The 20949-nt window shown below is 32.8% G+C and carries 13 protein-coding genes; 11 read left to right on the top strand and 2 right to left on the bottom strand.

Translation table 11 applies throughout. The features are described from left to right. Positions 1-32: 32 nt before the first annotated feature. Together ACKTTV_RS07560 and ACKTTV_RS07555 are read right to left on the bottom strand one after the other, a co-directional pair. On the bottom strand, positions 33-743 hold the full coding sequence (locus ACKTTV_RS07560) for a LytR/AlgR family response regulator transcription factor (protein ID WP_408030220.1): 711 nt from the start codon (positions 741-743) through the stop codon (positions 33-35). Continuing rightward, entirely contained in the window at positions 744-1580 is an 837-nt protein-coding gene (locus tag ACKTTV_RS07555; protein WP_408030219.1) for a sensor histidine kinase, read from the bottom strand. It abuts the gene before it with no gap. Between the two features lie 321 nt (positions 1581-1901). Here ACKTTV_RS07555 and ACKTTV_RS07550 point away from each other — a divergent pair, with 321 nt between their 5' ends. The 11 genes from ACKTTV_RS07550 (at position 1902) to ACKTTV_RS07500 (ending at position 20947) form a co-directional block, all read left to right on the top strand. Further along, positions 1902-4136: a GH92 family glycosyl hydrolase gene (locus ACKTTV_RS07550; RefSeq protein WP_408030218.1), complete on the top strand. Its 2235-nt coding sequence runs from the start codon at positions 1902-1904 to the stop codon at positions 4134-4136. 9 nt (positions 4137-4145) lie between these two features. Then, positions 4146-6023, top strand: a complete 1878-nt coding sequence (locus tag ACKTTV_RS07545; protein WP_408030217.1) for a sodium:solute symporter family protein — start codon at positions 4146-4148, stop codon at positions 6021-6023. Next, on the top strand, positions 6023-7012 hold the full coding sequence (locus ACKTTV_RS07540) for a glycoside hydrolase family 130 protein (RefSeq protein ID WP_408030216.1): 990 nt from the start codon (positions 6023-6025) through the stop codon (positions 7010-7012). Before ACKTTV_RS07545 ends, ACKTTV_RS07540 begins: the two co-directional genes overlap by 1 nt. Continuing rightward, the gene (locus ACKTTV_RS07535) at positions 7009-8079 is read left to right on the top strand and encodes a carbohydrate-binding family 9-like protein (protein ID WP_408030215.1); all 1071 of its coding nucleotides are present in this window, start codon (positions 7009-7011) and stop codon (positions 8077-8079) included. The genes ACKTTV_RS07540 and ACKTTV_RS07535 overlap by 4 nt, the downstream gene beginning before the upstream one ends. A 9-nt stretch (positions 8080-8088) precedes the next feature. Then, on the top strand, positions 8089-9204 hold the full coding sequence (locus ACKTTV_RS07530) for a family 10 glycosylhydrolase (protein WP_408030214.1): 1116 nt from the start codon (positions 8089-8091) through the stop codon (positions 9202-9204). A gap of 7 nt (positions 9205-9211) precedes the next feature. Beyond that, positions 9212-11440 carry a GH92 family glycosyl hydrolase gene (locus tag ACKTTV_RS07525; protein ID WP_408030213.1) on the top strand — a complete coding sequence of 743 codons (2229 nt, stop codon included), beginning with the start codon at positions 9212-9214 and terminating at the stop codon, positions 11438-11440. Then, a complete protein-coding gene (locus ACKTTV_RS07520; RefSeq protein WP_408030212.1) occupies positions 11437-12438 on the top strand; it encodes an isoaspartyl peptidase/L-asparaginase family protein in 1002 nt (333 codons plus the stop codon). Before ACKTTV_RS07525 ends, ACKTTV_RS07520 begins: the two co-directional genes overlap by 4 nt. A 43-nt stretch (positions 12439-12481) precedes the next feature. Further along, the gene (locus ACKTTV_RS07515; protein ID WP_408030211.1) at positions 12482-14800 is read left to right on the top strand and encodes a glycoside hydrolase family 20 protein; all 2319 of its coding nucleotides are present in this window, start codon (positions 12482-12484) and stop codon (positions 14798-14800) included. Between the two features lie 2 nt (positions 14801-14802). Continuing rightward, entirely contained in the window at positions 14803-16173 is a 1371-nt protein-coding gene (locus tag ACKTTV_RS07510; RefSeq protein ID WP_408030210.1) for an alpha-L-fucosidase, read from the top strand. Positions 16174-16192: 19 nt separating this feature from the next. Next, positions 16193-18520 carry a GH92 family glycosyl hydrolase gene (locus ACKTTV_RS07505; RefSeq protein WP_408030209.1) on the top strand — a complete coding sequence of 776 codons (2328 nt, stop codon included), beginning with the start codon at positions 16193-16195 and terminating at the stop codon, positions 18518-18520. A 144-nt stretch (positions 18521-18664) separates the two neighbouring features. Next, positions 18665-20947 carry a GH92 family glycosyl hydrolase gene (locus ACKTTV_RS07500; RefSeq protein WP_408030208.1) on the top strand — a complete coding sequence of 761 codons (2283 nt, stop codon included), beginning with the start codon at positions 18665-18667 and terminating at the stop codon, positions 20945-20947. The last annotated feature ends 2 nt before the right edge of the window (positions 20948-20949 follow it).

Below are 20949 nucleotides of genomic sequence, written 5' to 3'. Positions count from 1 at the left end.
AATAAATATAACCTTTACTTCAATAACTTATATTAAGATGAAGAATTCAGAATTTTTTGTTTAACCTCTTCTATATAAGTTCTACCAATCACATAGCGCATTCCATCAATTTCAATACTGTTGCCTTCAATAGAATCAACTTTATCTATCGAAATAGTGTACGATCTATGAATTCTAATAAATTTTTTAGCAGGAAGTTGTTCTGTAAAACTACTTAGTGTTTGATGAATAATAAAGCGTTCTGTAGTTGTAGTTATTTTCAGGTAATCTTTTAGAGATTCAATAACGAGAATTTCGTCAAGGTATACCTTTTTCATTTTTTTCTTATTTATTCTTAAGAAAATGAAAGGTCGTTTATTTACAACTGAATGATTTACTTTCTTTTGTGAGAAGCTTTTAAAAATTTTATTGATACATTTCATAAACCTAGGTAAAGAAATTGGTTTAACTAAATAATCAATAACATCTAATTCATACGTTTCTGCAGCAAACTCTTTATAAGCAGTAGTAATAGCAATCATAGGCTTATGTTCTAAACTTTTAATAAAGTTTAAGCCATTTAACATAGGCATATTTATGTCGAGAAAAATAAGGTCAATTTGATGATCCTTCATAAAACTCATAGCTTGAATTCCATTGTTGAAGGTTTTAATAACTTCAATATCGTCAATGGTTTCTAAATATTTAGCAATTACATTTATAGCCAAAGGTTCGTCATCTATAATAATGCATTTAATACTCATCTATACTTTAATTTTTAATTCAACAGTAAATTGTTGATTTGAATCATCAATAGTGAGAGTGTAATCACTTTCTTTATAACCCAGTTCTAGCCTTTTTTTTACATTTTTTAATCCAATACCACCTTTTTTTTCAGGTATTATAGCCTCATTAATATTTTTATTTGGTATGGGATTAGAAATTCGAAAATAAAGAAAATCATCTTGAATTTTAAAGTCAATATCAATTTTAACTTTTTCTATACTTTTATTAGCTCCATGTTTAAATGCATTTTCAATAAACGATAAGAGAAGCATTGGAGTTATAGTTTTATCTTCTATATCGCCAGTAATATTCATATTTATGGTTAAAAAATCGCCATACCTTATTCGTTCTAAATCTAGGTAATTTTGAATGCAAATAATTTCATTCCTCAATTCTTGTCTTTTTTCTTTAGTTTCATATAATAAATACCTCATAAGCTCAGAAAGCTTTAATATTATTTTTGGTGTTTTTTTTGACCCTTCTAAAGACAGAGAGTATATGTTATTTAATGTATTAAAGAAAAAGTGTGGAGAAACCTGACTTCTTAAAAAAAGAAGTTCAGTTTCTAATTGCGACTTTTCCAGATCTGTAGATTTTTTATGTTCCTTAATCCAATCTATTGTACTTTTTATAGCCGTTACAAAAGTGACAACATACAATTCCCCTATCATCATATCAATTATATAATCGGTATTTAAAGAACTAATAGGTTCTGGTCCTTCCGGCCATACATTTTGACTGACTAAATAATAGGTTAGGTTAAATTTTAAGATAACCATGGTAAATATGGCTATAATTATTAATATTATAGACATTAAGTATTTTCGCTTATACACAAATTTGGGCATAATAACATAGATGGTTAAATAGCAGAGAGCCATGTGTATAGGAAATCCGATTAGATTCGTTTTGAATGAATAGGAGAAATCGTCAAAATATCTACCCCATCTATAAGTATTGAACAAAAAATATACTGTCCAGAATATAATGTGATGCTTAAAAGTTATTTTAAAAAATCTTTGAGAGTCCATTTTATCAGCATTATGTATTTATCTTGGTTGCTTTGTTGTTCGTCTAAATTTTAACTATAGACTTTTAGTTTTTGAGAATATTTACTTAGGATTAATAGGTGTTTAATGAAAAATTTAAAAAAATCTAATATATATATTATTTGCTTCTTTTCATTTATTATAGGATTTATTCAATGTAAAAATGAAAAATTAACAACTGTAAGTGAAAGCTACGTAAATCATGTAGATCCTTTTATTGGTACAGGAGGACATGGACATACCTATCCAGGGGCAACTGTTCCTTTTGGTATGCTACAAGTAAGCCCAGATAATGGTATTTCAGGTTGGGACTGGTGCTCTGGTTATCACTATTCTGATTCTTTAACAATAGGGTTTAGCCATTTACATTTAAGTGGAACGGGTATAGGGGATTTAGCTGATATACGATTAATGCCAGTTAATAAAAAGGTAAATATGGCAGCCGAAATTCGTAAAAGAGATGATGTACCTTATAAATCGCGATACTACCATGGTATGGAAAAAGCAATACCTGGATACTATAGTGTTTATCTTAATGATTATAACATTAAGGCGGAGTTAACTTCAAGTCAAAGAACAGCTTTTCACAAGTATACTTATAATGAAAATGATGACCAAACAGTTGTTCTTGATTTAGGATATACTATGAATTGGGATAAAACTTTAAAAGGAAGTATTCGCTTAACTGATAAATATACAGTATCAGGTTATAGATTTAGTAAAGGCTGGGCGAATAATCAAAAAGTCTTTTATAGTATTAAATTTTCAAAACCTATTGTAAACCAAAAAATAATAAAGAATGATTCGTTGGGAGAAACAAGGGCACAGTTGTTTTTTGAAAAACAAAATAGCACAGTACTTCAAGTAAAAGTAGCTCTTTCATCTGTGAGTGTAGAGAATGCAGAAAAGAATATGATGGATACTCCATTGAACTTTGATTTTGAAAGTATAAAAAATAAAGCTCAGGAGACATGGGAAGGAAATTTATCAAGAATAAAAGTTGAAGGAGCAAATGACTCACTCAAGAAAATATTTTATACTTCTCTGTATCATACTCAAGTGAGCCCAGTTACTTTTAGCGATGTATCAGGAGATGTTAGAAAAGAAAATGATAGTATAACTTCAGGTAATGATTTTACAGTATACTCAACGCTATCATTATGGGATACTTTCCGAGCTCAACATCCTCTATTGACAATATTAGAACCTGAAAGAGTAACCGATATGGTGAAATCAATGTTGCTGTATTATGAGGTAAAAAAGGTACTTCCAGTTTGGACTTTATATGGTAACGAAACAAACACTATGACAGGGTATCATTCCATACCAGTAATAGCGGAATCTTATTTGAAAGGAAATAGGAGTTTCGACATTGAAAAGGCCTATGAAGCCATGAAGGTTACAATGATGCAAGATGAAAGAGGGGTGAATTATTACAAAGAGTATGGCTATGTTCCTTATGATTTATTAGATGAATCGGTTACGATTACACTTGAGTACGCTTATAATGATTGGTGTGTAGCGCAAATAGCTAAGGAATTAGGAAAGAATGAAGATTATGAGTTTTTCCTGAACAGATCAAAGGCATATAAGTTTCTTTTTGATAAAGAAACTGGATTTATGAGAGGAAAATCAAAAGATAAAAAAAGTTGGAATACACCTTTTGATCCTAAACATTCTAATCATAGAGAACATACAGATTATACAGAAGGTAATGCATGGCAACATAGTTGGTTTGTTTTACATGATGTTCCCGAACTGATTAAAATGCATGGAGGAGAAAAAAACTTCCAGGAAAAACTAGAACAGTTATTTACCGAGTCATCTGAAATAACTGGTGATAATATTTCTGCTGATATAACGGGACTTATAGGGCAATATGCTCATGGAAATGAGCCAAGTCATCACATAGCATATATGTTTAATTATGCAAAACAACCCTGGCGCACACAATATTGGGTAAGAGAGATTTTAAGAACGCAATACAATACTACTCCAAATGGATTAAGTGGAAATGAGGATTGTGGACAAATGTCGGCTTGGTATGTTTTTAGTGCCATTGGATTATATCCATACAACCCAGCATCAGGTAAATACCAAATAGGTAGCCCAATGTTTAACAAAATAACATTAGATCTGGGAGACTCCAAGGTGTTTACCATTTTAGCTGATAATGCATCTGAAGAAAATATCTATATACAATCAGCTACCTTAAACGGAAAACCATTAAATAGAACTTATATAAATCATGAAGAAATAATAAATGGAGGAGAACTTCATTTCATCATGAGCAACAAACCAAATAAAAACTGGGGTATATAGACATCATTTATGAATACAATTGATATACTTATAATAGTAGCATATGTGCTGTTAACATTAATAGTAGGAATTAGGGTTTCAAAGAAAGCATCAAAAGGTCTAAAGTCTTATTTTTTAGGAGGTAATTCTATCAAGTGGTATTATTTAGGCTTGAGTAATGGTTCAGGAATGTTTGATGTGTCAGGTACTGCATGGATGGTAGGGATCTTGTTTTTATATGGAGTCAAAAGTTTTATGTTTATGTGGCTATGGCCCATATGGAATCAGATTTTTGTAATGATGTTTTTGGCCGTGTGGATAAGGAAGTCAAATATAATGACTGGTTCTGAATGGATTTTAACCAGATTTGGTGATGATAAATCTGGAAGAGCGTCTCATATTATCGTAGCAATTTTTGCTGTCATAGCTACCATAGGGTTTATAGCATATTTTTTTGAAGGAGTAGGTAAGTTCGTTGAAATAATTCTTCCTTGGGATTTTACTTTAGAGTTTGGCAACTTATTGTTATTAACTTCTAGTGAATCTTACGCTCTTATTATAATTGCATTAACAACAATTTATACTGTAAAAGGAGGAATGTTTTCCGTTGTGGCTACGGAAGTACTACAATATTTAATCATGGTTTTGGCGGGAATATTATTAGCTGTTTATGTATTTATAGAAATAGATAGTACACAAATAAACTCCGTTATTTCAACAGAATGGAAAAATATATTATTTGGATGGGAATTAGATAAACACTGGGATGGAAAATACCAAGCATTCAATGATTTAATAGATAAGGAAGGCTATAAAATGTTTGGCGCTTTTATAGGAATGACACTTTTTAAAGGTTTTTTTGCCAGTATAGCTGGACCAACACCAAGTTATGATATGCAACGAATCTTGTCAACTAAAAATGCAAAAGAAGCTGCCTATATGAGTGGGTTTACCAACCTGGTTTTATTTATTCCAAGGTATTTATTAATTGCCAGTATTGTAGTTTTAGCGCTAGTTTTTCTTACTCCTGATATGTTAAAAGATACTGGTTTAAATGGAAGGACATTAGAGATTATTTTACCAAACGTTATTAACTATCATGTACCTGTAGGAATAAAAGGATTATTATTAGCAGGATTGTTAGCTGCGTTCATGTCAACATTTTCCGCTTTTGTTAATGCTGGTCCAGCATATATAGTAAATGATATCTACAAAAAATATATTAACTCAACTGGAAGCGAAAAACATTATATAAAGGTGAGTCATCTTGCTTCTTTTTTAGTGGTTGTTTTAGGGGTGTTTATGGGCTTTTTTGCTAATTCAATTAACTCTTTAACACTTTGGATAACCAGTGCTCTGTTTGGTGGGTATGTAGCTGCCAATTTTCTTAAATGGGTTTGGTGGAGATTTAATGGTTGGGGATATTTTTGGGGAATGTTAGCAGGATTATTAATAGCCTCATTACAGTTTTTACTAGATCAATACAAAGGAACCTTTAGCCAAGGAACACTATTGTTTAAATTAAGTGAACTTCACGCTATTTATGTTTTTCCAATACTCTTTTCATTTTCTTTACTAGGATCATTCTTGGGGACTTTGTTAACGAAACCAACGAATATAGAAACGTTAAAAAATTTCTATAAAACTGTCAGACCTTGGGGAGTATGGAAACCTGTTTACCAGGTGCTAAAAGAAGAAGATGAAAACATTACGATGAATACCAGTTTTTGGGCTGATATGTTAAATTGTGTTATAGGAGTTATTTGGCAATCCAGTATGATTATATTACCAATATATTTTGTTATTCGAGATTATACAATGACTGGAATATCGCTACTAATTTTCCTAGTTACATCGGTAATATTAAAATATAGTTGGTTAGATAAAATTAAAAAGATAACGGTTTAATGATGTTAGAAGAAAATTCAAAAATAAGCAGTATACCTTGGCAAGATAGACCAAAGGGGAGTAACGAAATTATGTGGAGATATTCAAATAATCCCATAATAAAAAGAAACGCTATTCCTTCATCAAATAGTATTTTTAATAGTGCTGTTATCCGTTTTAAGGGCGGATATGCTGGGATCTTTAGATGTGATAACAAATCGGTGCAAATGAATATTCATGCCGGATTTAGTAAAGACGGAATACATTGGAATATTGAGCACGAACCGATTGTAATGGAAGAAGGAAATACTACAATGATAGCATCCGATTATAAGTATGATCCTAGAATAGTTTTAATTGAAGATAAATATTGGATAACCTGGTGCAACGGGTATCATGGACCTACCATTGGTATAGCTTACACTTACGACTTTGAAAAATTTTATCAATGTGAGAATGCCTTTTTACCCTTTAACAGAAATGGGGTTTTATTTCCAAAGAAAATCAATGGAAAATATGCAATGTTAAGCAGACCAAGTGATAATGGTCATACTCCTTTTGGCGATATATATATAAGTTATAGCCCTGATATGAAATATTGGGGAGAGCATCGTTCTGTAATGAAAATTACCAAATTTGAAGATAGTGCCTGGCAATGTACAAAAATAGGTGCTGGTCCAGCTCCAATATTAACAGATGAAGGATGGTTACTTTTTTATCATGGGGTAATAAATACTTGTAATGGCTTTAGGTACTCAATGGGGGCAGCAATTTTGGATGAAAATGATCCGAGTATTGTCAAATACAGATCACAGCCATATTTAATGGCTCCTACCGAGATATATGAACAAGTTGGAGACGTTCCAAATGTTCTTTTTCCATGTGGTATTTTACATGATATAGCTCAAGACAAAGTGGCACTTTATTATGGAGGTGCTGATACGGTAGTAGGAGTTGCTTTTGGGCATATTAGCGAAATAATTGAGTTTGTAAAAAACAATAGTTTATGATAACTAAGTATAAGACATTTTTTATAGGTTTATTTGGAGTTGCTTTTTTAAGCTGTGCTCAAGAAAAAAAAGTTGAGCCCCGTAGCTATGTGGCTTATAAGACTTCAGAAGAAATTATAATTGATGGGTATGCTAATGAAAAATCATGGGAAGAAACTACTTGGACAAAAGAATTCATTGATATAAAAGGCGAAAAGAAAACAAAGTATAAAACCCATGTAAAAATGCTTTGGGATGAGCAATACTATTACATTTTTGCAAAACTCGAAGAGCCTCATGTTTGGGCAGATATTAAAGAGCACGATGCCATTGTTTTTCACAATAATGACTTTGAAGTTTTTCTTGACCCAGAAAATAATAATCATGGGTATTATGAAATTGAAATGAATGCCCTAAATACTGTTTGGGACCTTTTTGTAACAAAACCTTACCGAGAGTTAAAGCAACCAGTATTAAATGATTGGAACGCAACTGGGCTAAAGTCTGCTATTCAAATTAATGGAACACTAAATAATCCAAACGATATAGATAAAGGATGGACCGTGGAGCTAGCAATTCCATGGAAAACTTTTAGAACATCCTATTTTCAAGACAATGTTCCTAGAAATAAATTTTGGCGAGTAAATTTTTCTAGAGTTAACTGGGATTATCAGTTAAATGAAGGAAAGTATGAACGAAAAAAGAATAAAGAAGGAAAACTACTCCATGAATATAACTGGGTTTGGTCGCCGCAAGGAGTGGTTAATATGCATGAACCAGAGAAATGGGGGTATGTGTTCTTTTCAACTGAAAAAATAGGAGCTGATGAAGAATTTGAAATCCCAGATGATGAAAGAATAAAATGGAAGCTGTTTGAAATTTATAGAAAACAGAAAGCCTATTTCAGAAAAAATAAAAAATGGGCTCGCTCCATTGAGGAACTATCACTTGGAAACTTTAAAATAAAAAATCAAACTATACAACCCAAACTAGAAAACCATAGTCTCGGTTATAATGTTATTGTAGAAAGCCCATTTACAGGCAAAAATATAATTATAAGAGAAGATGGTGAATTAATCGTAAAATAACCAATTTCAATGAAAATGTATAAAATAGGTGCTATACTATTATTAATAACTGTTTTTTTAAGTTGTAATAATACTGAAGCAACAAAGAAAGAAAACAAGAGTACAACGGAAAAGAAAACATCTTTTGATTTCGGTGTTTGGATAACAGCTAAAAAAGGAAAAACTAATGAGGCCTATGAAAAGGAGTTCAAAAAGTATAAAGAAGGGGGACTCGATGAAGTTTTAATTAATACGTTAACAGATCCTAAAGAACTTCAAAGATTAGTACCAATAGCAAAAAAGGCGGGACTAAGAGTACATGCATGGATTATGACCATGAACAGACCTGGTGACTCTATAGCATTAAAGCATCCAGAATGGTATGCCGTAAACAAAGAAGGGAAATCTTGCTTTGATTCAAGACCATATGTAGATTATTACCAATGGTTATGTCCGACGAATAAAGAGTCGAGAAATCATATTTTAGGGCTGGTTGAAGGTTTAGCTAAAGTAGAAGGAATAGAAAGTGTACACCTTGATTACATTCGTTATTCTGATATTTTCTTACCCATTGGATTATTACCAAAGTATAATTTGAAGCAGGAAACCGAAATGCCAGAATTTGATTATTGCTATTGTGATGCTTGTGTTTCTAAATTTGAGGAAATACATCATAAAAATCCTAGAGAAAGTAAAAATCCAGCAATTGATATGGAATGGAAAAACTTTAGATTGAATGCAGTAAAAGCTATTGTTGATGATGCTTATAAAATTGTAAAAAAACATAACAAAAAGCTTACCGCAGCAGTTTTTCCCTATCCTGAAATGGCAGATCATATGGTAAGACAACGTTGGGATAAATGGAATATTGACGAAGTATACCCAATGATTTACCATGGTTTTTATAATGAAGAAATAGACTGGATAGCATACGCAACAAAACAAGGAGTGGAAGATTTAAAAGGAAGAAATGTAGGATTGAACACAGCAATCTATATCCCTCCATTCAAATCTGCTGAAGAGTTAACAGAAGCAATGAACTATGCAAAGAATAATGGAGCCAAAGGAGTGGCTTTTTACGAAGGAAATAATTTGACAAAAGAATATTTGTTAGCCATCAAGAATTTTAAAATGAACTTAGAATAAAAAATAGATGCGAGTAGTTGTAGTTATTTTATGTGCACTGTTTTTTTCAAATTGTACAAAAAAGGAAGAAATAGTTCAGCTAAGTAATTATGTGAATCCCTTCATAGGAACTGATGGACCGGGAAATACATATCCTGGAGCTACTGTTCCTTTTGGAATGGTTCAACTGAGCCCGGATATTGGAATATCGGGCTGGGATAGAATTGCAGGATACTTCTACAAAGATTCAATTATTACGGGATTTTCTCATACGCATTTGACCGGAACGGGAGCTGGAGATATGTATGACATTTTAATTATGCCTACAAATAGCCAATTCAAAGGCAGAATAAAAGAAAATAACTACAAACCCTACTCAAGATTTTCTCATAAAAGAGAAAAAGCATCACCTGGTTATTATAGTGTTGATCTTCTCGATTATAATATCAAAGCAGAACTAACAACCACTAAAAGAGTGGGAATTCATAAATATACTTTTCCTGAAGATACGGCCTCTGAAATCCATATTGATTTGGGCTACGCACTAAATTGGGATAGTCCAACAGATACCTATATAAAGGTTGTAGATAACAAAACAATTGAAGGGTACAGGAAATCTTCAGGATGGGCTAAAGATCAACGTATCTATTTTCAAATAAAACTATCAAAAGCTTTTAAAGCCTATAAATTGTATAAAAATGATACGCTGGTTAAAAATGTAGCTCAAGGGAAAAAGGTAAAACTTACGTTAGAATACGCAACGAATGAAAATGAAACAATAGTTTTAAAAACTGGATTGTCTACAGCAAATATTGAAGGGGCTAAACTCTCCGTTGCAAAAGAAGTAGCTACATTTAATTTTGAGGAATATAAAACTAAAGCTGAAAATACTTGGAATAAACAACTTGGTAAAATTCTAGTTTCAACAGATGATGAGGACCAAAAAAAGGTGTTTTATACCATGCTTTATCAAAGTATGTTGGCGCCTACCTTATTAAGTGATTTAAACAATAATTATAAAGGAGCTAATCATAAAGTAATGACAGCGAAAGGCTTTAATAGATATGATACTTTTTCTCTTTGGGATACCTACCGGGCAGCACATCCTTTATATACAATATTGCACCCCGATAAGGTTTCTGATATGATAAACTCATTACTTGCTCATTATAAAGAAACAGGATTGCTACCAGTTTGGTCAATGCAAGGAAATGAAACCAATATGATGATAGGGTATCATGCTGTTCCTGTTATTGTTGATGCCTATTTTAAAGGTATTAAGTTTGACAAAGAACTGGCTTTCCAGGCTTGTAAAAAAAGTGCTTTGGATACTTCGAGGCAAATTGGAGCTTATAGAAAACTAGGGTATGTTCCTATCGATAACCATCATGAAAACTGGTCGGTTTCCAAGACGTTAGAATATGCCTATGATGATTGGTGCATCGCACAGATGGCTAAAGCTTTAGGGAAAAAAGAGGAATATACTTTTTTTTCTAATCATTCTGAAAACTGGAAGAATTTATACGATAAAAACAGCACTTTTTTTAGACCTAAACATGATAATAAAGAATTTTTAGAGAGTTTCACCCCTAAAGAGTATAGCAACTATTATTGTGAAAGCAATGCATGGCAATATTTTTGGTCAGTGCAACACGATATTGAAGGTTTGATAAAATCTGTAGGTGGAGCTGAGAATTTTGAAAGAAAATTGGATTCAATGTTTAGTCTAGATCCTTTGCCCGAAGATAAACTTCCCATTTTTAGTACAGGTATGATTGGGCAGTATGCGCATGGAAATGAACCGAGTCATCACGTGGCATATTTATATAATTATGTGAATAAACCTGAGAAAACCCAAAAACTAATAAAAGAAATATTAACTACTCAGTATAAAAATAAACCAGATGGACATTGTGGAAACGAAGATTGTGGCCAAATGTCTTCATGGTATGTTTTTAGTAGCTTAGGATTTTATCCTGTAAACCCTGCTCAAGGGATATATGCTTTTGGAACTCCACTTTTTAATGAAGCAACAATTCAGTTAAATGAAGGAACAAAATTCACAGTTAAGGTTAAAAATAAAAGTGATAAAAACATTTATATAGATACTGTTGAATTAAATGGTTTGCCCATAAATAGGTATTATATAACACATAATGAAATAATGAAGGGAGGAAGCTTGGTTTTTAAGATGTCAAAAACTCCAAAAGATACAAAAGCAAACATGTTTCCTACATCAAAAATATATTCGGAATGAGTGATAGAAGAAAATTTATAAAAACGGCTGCGTTCGGAACAATGGGGCTAGCAACGGTGTATGCTTGTCAGCAAAAGAAGGAAGAAAAGAAAGATGTTGTAAAAAAAGAACTTAATAAACCTTTAATTATATCTACATGGAAGCACGGTTTACCAGCGGCAGAGAAGGCTTGGGAAACCCTTAATAATGGAGGAGGTGGAATAGACGCTGTTGAAGCTGGTGTTATGATTTCCGAAGCTGATCCTAATGAAAGAAGCGTGGGATATGGAGGACTTCCAGACAGAGAGGGAAAAGTAACACTTGATGCATGTATTATGAACTCTAATAGTGATTGTGGATCTGTTTCGTTTTTACAAGGCATTAAGCATCCAATTTCAGTAGCAAGAAAAGTAATGGAAGAAACTCCTCATGTAATGCTTTCAGGTAAAGGAGCTTTAAACTTTGCATTGTCTAAAGGATTTAAAGAAGAAAACTTACTAACTGAAAAGTCAAAAAAGGATTGGGAGAAATGGTTAGAAAAGTCAAAATACAAACCTGTAATTAACATTGAAAACCATGATACCATTGGAATGCTTTTATTAGATGAAAATGGAGATTTGTTTGGGGCTTGCACCACAAGTGGAGCTGCATGGAAGCTTCATGGAAGAGTAGGAGATTCACCTATAATAGGAGCAGGTTTATTTTTAGATAATGAAGTAGGAGCCGCTGCTGCAACAGGATTAGGGGAAGCAGTTATTAGAACTGCAGGAAGTGCGATGGTAGTTGAACAAATGAGATTAGGAAAATCTCCAGCAGAAGCTTGCAAAGAGATCGTTGAAAGGATTTATAAAAAACATAGAAACCATAAAGATATGGAGTACCTACAAGTAGGATTTATTGCAGTGAATAAAAATGGAGAATACGGAGGGTATAGTTTAAGGTCTGGTTTTGATTTTGCCGTTCATGATAACAAAGGTAGTAGAATGGAAAATGCTGGCTTTAAAATGGAATGGAATTAGTAAGCAAAATATTTATTAAATGTGATTTGTAAAGTGTAAAAAAATGAAACCTATATTATTTAACACAGTACTCTTCTTATTATGCGCCTTATCATCATGTTCAAAGATTGATAAAGTGGAGGTTAAGGAAGTGAATGTTATTCCTTTGTTGAATAAAATACAAAAAGAAGAAGGGAGTTTTGTATTTAATGAAGATACAGAGTTTGTAGTAGTCAAACCAGAAGAAAAGGAGATAGCAGCTATTTTGATTGATAAGTTTCAAACGGTAGCAGGGTTCAATTTGAAAGCAGTAGAAAAAATACCAAATTCAAATTATATTTTATTTAAAGAATCGGGTGAACTAGAGGGGGAAGCCTATAAGATAAATATTACTGAAAGTAATATAGAAATAATGGCAGGAGCGTATAATGGATTTCTTTATGGAGTTCAAACACTACGTCAATTGTTGCCCGTTGAAATCGAGTCAGATAAAAAAGTAGTAGGTGTTAAGTGGCACTTACCCGCTATGAAAATAGAAGACTCCCCAAGATTTAAATGGAGAGGACTGATGCTTGATGTCTCTCGCCATTTTTTTAAGAAAGAATACGTAAAGAAGGTTATAGAAGGTTTATCATTACACAAAATGAATGTTCTTCATTTACATTTGGTTGATGATCAGGGTTGGCGAATGGAAATTGAAAAGTATCCTAAACTTACTGAAGTTGGTGCATGGAGAGTTGATCAGGAAAAACTTCATTGGAATACAAGAAGAGAAGTGAGTCCTAGCGAAAAAGGAACCTATGGAGGTTATTTTACCAAAGATGACTTGAGAGAAATTGTAGCTTATGCTAAGAAGTACGGAATTGAAGTTATCCCAGAAATAGAAATGCCAGCACATGTTTCTAGTGCAGTTGCCTCCTATCCATATTTGGCTTGCGGTGGAAAGCCTATAGGGGTACCTTCAGGCGGAGGGAAGCTTTTTACAGATATCTATTGTGCAGGCAAAGAAAGTACTTTTGTTTTTTTAGAGGAAGTATTGAAAGAAGTGATGGAGGTTTTTCCTTCAAAGTATATTCATATAGGAGGTGATGAGGCTGTTAAAACAAATTGGAAAAGATGTGAGTACTGTGTCAAGAGAATGAAAGATGAAGAGTTGGAAAATGCTGAAGAACTTCAAAGTTATTTTATAAAACGCATCGAAAAATTCCTAAATGATAACGGGAAAAAATTAATTGGTTGGGATGAAATTTTGGAAGGAGGTTTAGCTCCTGATGCTACGGTAATGAGTTGGAGAGGTGTTAAAGGAGGTATAGAGGCAGCAAAACATGGGCACGATGTCGTAATGACACCTGGAACACATTGCTATTTTGATCATTATCAAGGACCTCAAAATGAAGAACCACCGGCTTTTGGGGGGTATACGCCTTTGAGTAAGGTGTATGAGTTTGATCCAGTAGTAGATACAATGACTGAAGATGAAGCGGCTCATGTGTTGGGAGGACAGGCAAACCTGTGGTCAGAATTTATTACAACAACGTCGCATTCAGAATATATGATTTACCCTAGGTTAGCGGCTTTATCAGAAACTTTGTGGAGTGCAAAGAACTCAAAAAAATGGGATGATTTTTCTAAAAGACTTCAAGATATGTTTATAAGATATGATTTTTTAGATATAAATTATTCCAAAAGTTCTTACATAATCACTCCTAAAATGCAAGCGAAATTAGAAGATAAAACAGTTAAGTTGTCTTTACAAAATGAGTATTCAGAGTCAGATATTCGTTTTATTCTAAACAATGACTCAAATGAAGACTGGAAAAAATATGAATCTCCTATTTCCATTAACAATACAACAGCCATAAAGGCGTCTTTATTCAAAGAGAATAAGCAGATAGGGAAGGTTTTTGTTGATACAATTCAGTTTCATAAGGCAGTAAATGCAAAGATCATTTATAAAACTTTATATAGTGATAGTTATAAGGGAAGCGGATCTCATAGCTTAGTTAATATTTTAAGAGGTACTAAAAACTTTCATGATGGAAAATGGCAAGCTTGGCTAGATAAAGATATGGATGTTGTAGTGGATTTAAAAGAGGTTAATGAAGTTAGTGAAGTAACTGTAGGAAGTGTGGAGAATCAAGGACCAGATATTTATTTTCCAACTAAAATAGATGTTTTAATTTCTGTTGATGGTAAAGAATACAAGAAAGTAGGAAGTATATCTAGGCCACATATACCTAATAGTGAAGTTCAACTGAAAGACTTTAGAATTAATTTTAATAAACAAAAGGCAAGGTATATTAGAATAAAGGCACAATGCCATCAAAACAAAATGAAGGGTCGAGGAGCATGGTTGTTTATTGATGAAATTTTAATTGATTAAAAATGAAAGGAATTGTTTTTAAGGCAAGAATTTTAACTTGCTGTTTTATAGTATTAAGTATCTCTGGTTTTTACGGTCAAAAAAGTAAAAAATCGCAAATAGAAAACGACCGATTAGAATGGTTTCGTAATGCCAAGCTAGGAATTTTTATTCATTGGGGAATTTATGGAGTTAATGGAATTTCTGAATCTTGGTCAATGTATCATAAGAAAATATCCTATGAAGACTACATGAAACAAGCCAAAGGGTTTACAGCAAAAAATTATAACCCAGAAAAATGGGCAACATTATTTGAAAAAATAGGAGCAAAATATGCAGTTCTAACAACAAAACACCATGACGGTTTTGCTTTGTGGGATACGAAGTTAAGTAAACTAAACAGTAAAGAAAACTCTCCTGCAAAAAGAGATTTGGTAGGGCCATATGCTGAAGCAATTAGAAACAAAGGGCTGAAAGTAGGCTTGTATTACTCTTTATGCGACTGGTCTCATCCTGATTATAAGGTTGTTTTTCCCAGACCCAATACGAAAGATAAATACCATCAGAAAGGTTTAAATAATGTAGAGAAATGGCAACGATTTGTTCGTTTTTATAAAGGACAATTGAAAGAACTTAGTACAAGATACAACCCAGATTTGTATTGGTTTGATGGAGATTGGGAGAAGTCAAGTGAACAATGGAGAGCTCAATCATTAAAAGATTCACTATTAAAATGGAATCCTAAAGTTATAGTGAATTCGAGGCTAAAAACACATGGAGATTACAGTACTCCCGAACAAGGAGTTCCTATTGTTAGACCCGATGGAGCTTGGGAGTTTTGTATGACCATGAATGATAACTGGGGGTATTTTCCTTCAGATAAAAACTATAAGCCTAATTCGCAAATAATTAGAACTTTTGTTGAAGTAATAGCTTCTGGAGGAAATTTACTTTTAAACATAGGAATGAAACCAGATGGTAGTATACCAGTAGAACAAGAAAGTAAATTAGTTGTTTTAGGAAATTGGATTAAAAAACATCATGATGTTGTTTTTAATAGTGAAGCAGGGATTCCTTATGGCCATTTTTATGGACCAACTCTACTAAATAAAGAGAAGAATAAACTATACTTATGTGTTTTTGATAGTCCCAAGAATTATATTTCTTTAAAAGGAATTCAAAATAAAGTAACATCGATAAAAGTTGTAGGTACCAATGAGCATCTAAAATATACCAGAAATGGAGGAGCCTCATGGAATAACATCCCAGGTATTTTACGTATAAATATACCTAAGCAAGAAAGTTTGGATCCTTATGTTACTATTATAGAAGTTTCGCTGGAAAACAAACTTAAATTATATAGAGGGCATGGTAATGCTGTGGAGTTAAATTGATAAACTAAAAAATAAACAAATGAAAAATTGGGGATACGTGTTGTTTATAATACTGGCGTTAGCATGCAAAGAAAAGGAAGCTGATAAAGAAATTTCAACAGAGAAAAAATATGTAGTTGATTATGTGAACCCTTTAATGGGAACAGATTCTTCTTTTGAATTATCAAATGGAAATACATACCCGGCAATTGCAACACCATGGGGAGTGAATTTTTGGACTCCAATGACTTCAAAAATGGGAGACGGTTGGACTTATAAATATGATGAACATAAGATTAGAGGGATTAAGCAAACCCATCAACCAAGTCCTTGGTTAAACGATTATGGAGCTTTTTCTTTTATGCCAATTACCGGAAGTTTAAAATTTAATGAAGATAAAAGGGCTTCATGGTTTTCTCATAAAGCAGAAACGGCAAAACCTTATTCTTATCAGGTGTATTTAGCCGATTATGATGTAGTGGCAGAGGTAGCACCTACTTCCAGGGCAGCTCATTTCCAATTTACCTTTCCAGATTCAGAAGAGTCATACATTTTATTAGATGCTTTTAACAAAGGGTCAATGGTTAAAATTATACCAGAAGAAAGGAAAATTATTGGATATTGTAAAAACAACCATGGAGGTGTACCCGAAAATTTTAAAAACTATTTTGTAGCCCAGTTTGATAAAGATTTTGAGATAAATCATACTTGGAAAAACGATTGGAAGCTAGTTGAAAATAGTGCATTTCAAGAAGGAAAACATGTAGGAGCAATCATTGGGTTTAAAACAAAGAAAGGTGAAAAAGTACACGTAAAAGTGGCTTCATCATTTATTAGCTTGGAACAGGCAACATTAAATCTGGAACGCGAAATAGGGAACGATAGCTTTGAAGAAACAAAGACAAAAGCTAAGAATTTATGGGAAGAGGAACTGGGCAGAATTCAAATTAAAGATACCAATACAGATAACATAAAAACTTTTTATTCTTGCTTGTATAGAGTATTGTTATTTCCAAGAAGCTTTTATGAGATAAATAAAGAAAATAAAGTTGTTCACTACAGCCCTTACAATGGTAAGATTGAAAATGGGTATATGTTTACAGATAACGGTTTTTGGGATACTTTTAGAGCGGTATTTCCTTTTTTCAACTTAATGTACCCAGAGTTAAATAGTAAAATAATGGAAGGTCTAGCCAATACATATAAAGAGTCTGGATGGCTACCGGAATGGGCAAGTCCTGGACATAGAAATGTAATGGTAGGTTCCAATTCAGCTCCGATTATTGCAGACGCATTTTTGAAAAATGTTAGCATAAAAGAAGTAGATGTTTTGTTTGAAGCCATATTGAAAAACGCAACTACTTCAGAAGGAAGACCAACGTCCAATGGCAAAGTTATTAATTCGGTAGGTAGAGAAGGAGTTGAGTATTACAACAAACTTGGATATGTACCTTATAATGTTGGCATTCATGAAAATGCTGCAAGAACTTTAGAGTATGCTTATGCTGATTTTACTATTGCTGAAATGGCAAAGAAAATAGGGAAGGATTCTGTAGCTAATGAATATTACAAACGATCAATGAATTATAAAAAATTGTTCGATAAAGAAACAAAATGGATGCGAGGTAAAAATGAAGATGGAACCTTTCAAACTCCATTTAATCCCTTAAAATGGGGAGATGCCTTTACTGAAGGTAATAGTTTACATTATACATGGTCGGTTTTTCATGATATAAAAGGCTTAATGAGTTTAATGGGGGGAGAACAAAATTTTGTTGAAAAATTGGATGAAGTTTTTGAGATGCCTCCAAAATTTGACAATTCTTACTACGGATTTACCATACACGAAATTAGAGAAATGCAAATTGTAAATATGGGAAATTATGCACATGGTAATCAACCTATTCAACATATGATTTATCTATATAATTATGCAGGGAAACCATTTAAAACACAAGAGAAAATTAGAGATGTATTAACAAAATTATACACACCAACACCTGACGGTTATTGTGGAGATGAAGATAATGGACAAACTTCTGCATGGTATGTTTTTAGTTCATTAGGTTTTTATCCGGTTACTCCAGGAGTAAATCAATACGTAATTGGAGCACCCTTATTTGAAGAAGCAGAGATAACTCTTCAAAATGGGAAAATATTTACAATTAAGGGGCAAGGTAACTCAAATGAGAATAAATACATACAATCGACGACATTAAATAATAAGAGTTTTGATACCAATTGGATATCTTATTCAACGATTCAAGAAGGAGGAGAGCTAGTTTTTGAAATGGGAGACGTACCAAATCAAAATTGGGGTTCAAGCAATAATGCTCGTCCGTATTCATTAAGTGACAAAAAAGAATAAGATTTTTTAAGATTCAATAATGTCAGTTACCATGCAATAACATTTATTAATAAAGGGAAAAACATTTTGTCAAAACTCTGTTGTTTCCTTGATGTTTTATTTAAGATTAGCGGCAGTTATGTCTAGTGTAAAAAGACTCTATTTATGAATAGAGTTTTAAGTAATATGAAATTTTCACGAATTATGAATAGAAGCAGAACTCTTTATACATTGATATTTTCAATGCTTTTATATTCAACCATCATTTTTTCTCAAGACTATACCAACTATGTCAATCCATTTATAGGTACATCCAATTACGGGGCTACCAACCCAGGAGCAATAGTACCAAGAGGTATGGTTAGTGTTTCTCCTTTTAATGTTGCAGGGAAACAAAATCTACCTTTAGAAAAAGATAGCAGGTGGCTTTCAAATCCATACGTTAAAGAGAATACTTTTTTAACAGGGTTTTCTCATGTAAATTTAAGTGGGGTCGGTTGTCCGGATTTAGGAGTGATTTTAACCATGCCTATTACTGGAAAACTGGAGACCGATTTTAATAAATATGGAAGTAGTTATAAAAATGAAGTAGCCAAGCCTGGTTTTTATAGTGTTGAATTAAATAAATACAAAGTAAAAGTAGCGACGACGGCTACTACTCGTGTTGGAATATCAAAGTACAACTTTCCAAAGGGAGAATCACATATTTTATTAAACTTAGGACTGGGGCTTACAAATGAAGAGGGGGCGTCAGTGAAAATAGTATCTCCAAATGAGATAGAAGGGTATCGTAATGTAGGAGCTTTTTGTTATTATAAACCAAATGAAACGTATCCTGTTTATTTTGTGGCCAGATTTAGTAAACCGGCATCATCATTTGGAGTCTGGAAAAAAACTAAAAAGCAACAGGGAGTAGAAGCGCAATGGATGGGGTACAATGGAAAAAAAAGGTTCTACAAAAACTACTTCAAAGAGGTTGTAGGAGATAGTATTGGTACCTATTTTTCGTATAATTTTGAAAAGCCAGCTTCTGTTGAAGTTAAGATTGGTGTTTCTTATGTGAGTATTGAAAACGCCAGAGAAAATCTGGAAAAAGAAACGGATGGATTAAATTTTAACTCGGTTAAAATTAAAGCTCAACAAGAATGGAATAACCTGTTGTCCAGAATAGCTGTTGAAGGAGGTACAGAAGATGATAAAACTATATTTTATACAGCCTTATACCATACACTAATTCATCCTAATACCTTGAATGATGTTAATGGAGAATACCCTAAAATGGGCACCAGAGAAACTTTAAAAACTACAGGAACACGTTTTACGGTATTTTCGTTTTGGGATACTTATAGAAACCTCCATCAATTGATGTCATTGGTTTATCCTGAACAGCAATCAAATATGGTAAAAAGTATGTTGGCTATTTACAAGGAATCTGGTTGGTTGCCAAAATGGGAGTTAAATGCAACAGAAACTACCACAATGGTTGGTGATCCTGCTGGAATTGTAATTGCAGATACTTATTTAAGAGGAATTCAAGATTTTGATGTGGAGTTGGCTTATGAAGCTATGTTAAAGAGTGCTACTCAAATAGAGAATAACCCTTTAAGACCAGGAATAAAAGATTATTTAGAAAAAGGATATTTAAATACGGGTACTACTAAAAGTGGTTCTGTGTCTACAACTCAAGAATATAATATTGCGGATTTTGCCATTTCTCAATTGGCAAAGGCACTACGTAAGAAAACAGATTACCAAAAATTTAAAAAACGCTCTGTATCATATAGAAACTTTTTAGATAAGAAAATTAAGCTACTTAGACCTAGAAATGCTGATGGTTCCTGGGTTTCACCTTTTGATCCAGAAAGAGGTGCTAATTTTCAGAAGAATCTCGGATTTATAGAAGGAAATTCATGGCAATATACATTCATGGTGTCTCATGATATTAAAGGACTTATTAAAATGATGGGCGGAAAGAATCAATTTATAAATCAATTAGAAAAAGTTTTCAAATTAAATCAATTTGATATGGCCAATGAACCAGATATTGGGTATCCATTTTTATTCAATTATGTAAAAGGAGAAGAGTGGAGAAGTCAAAACAAAGTGAGGTCCTTAGTGAAGGAATACTTTCAGAATAAATCAGGAGGGCTTCCTGGAAATGATGATACAGGTACAATGTCTGCTTGGTTATTATACGCAATGATGGGCATATACCCTATATCACCAGCAGAACCTATTTACACGATTACAACACCAATGTTTGATAAAATCACAATTAAATTAAACCCTAAATACTACAAAAAAGAAAAACTAATAATAACGAGAAAGGGATCTAAAGAAGCAAATATTCATAGCATACAAGTGAATGGGAAAACAGTAAATAATTATTTTATTTCTCATGAGAAGCTGGTCAATGCATCCAATATTAAAATCCAAACAAAACAGTAGAA

Source organism: Tenacibaculum xiamenense, assembly GCF_964513065.1.
GTDB classification, from domain to species: domain Bacteria; phylum Bacteroidota; class Bacteroidia; order Flavobacteriales; family Flavobacteriaceae; genus Polaribacter; species Polaribacter xiamenense.
Note: the sequence above shows the minus strand (reverse complement) of the source record. Positions and strands in the feature narration are given on the sequence as shown.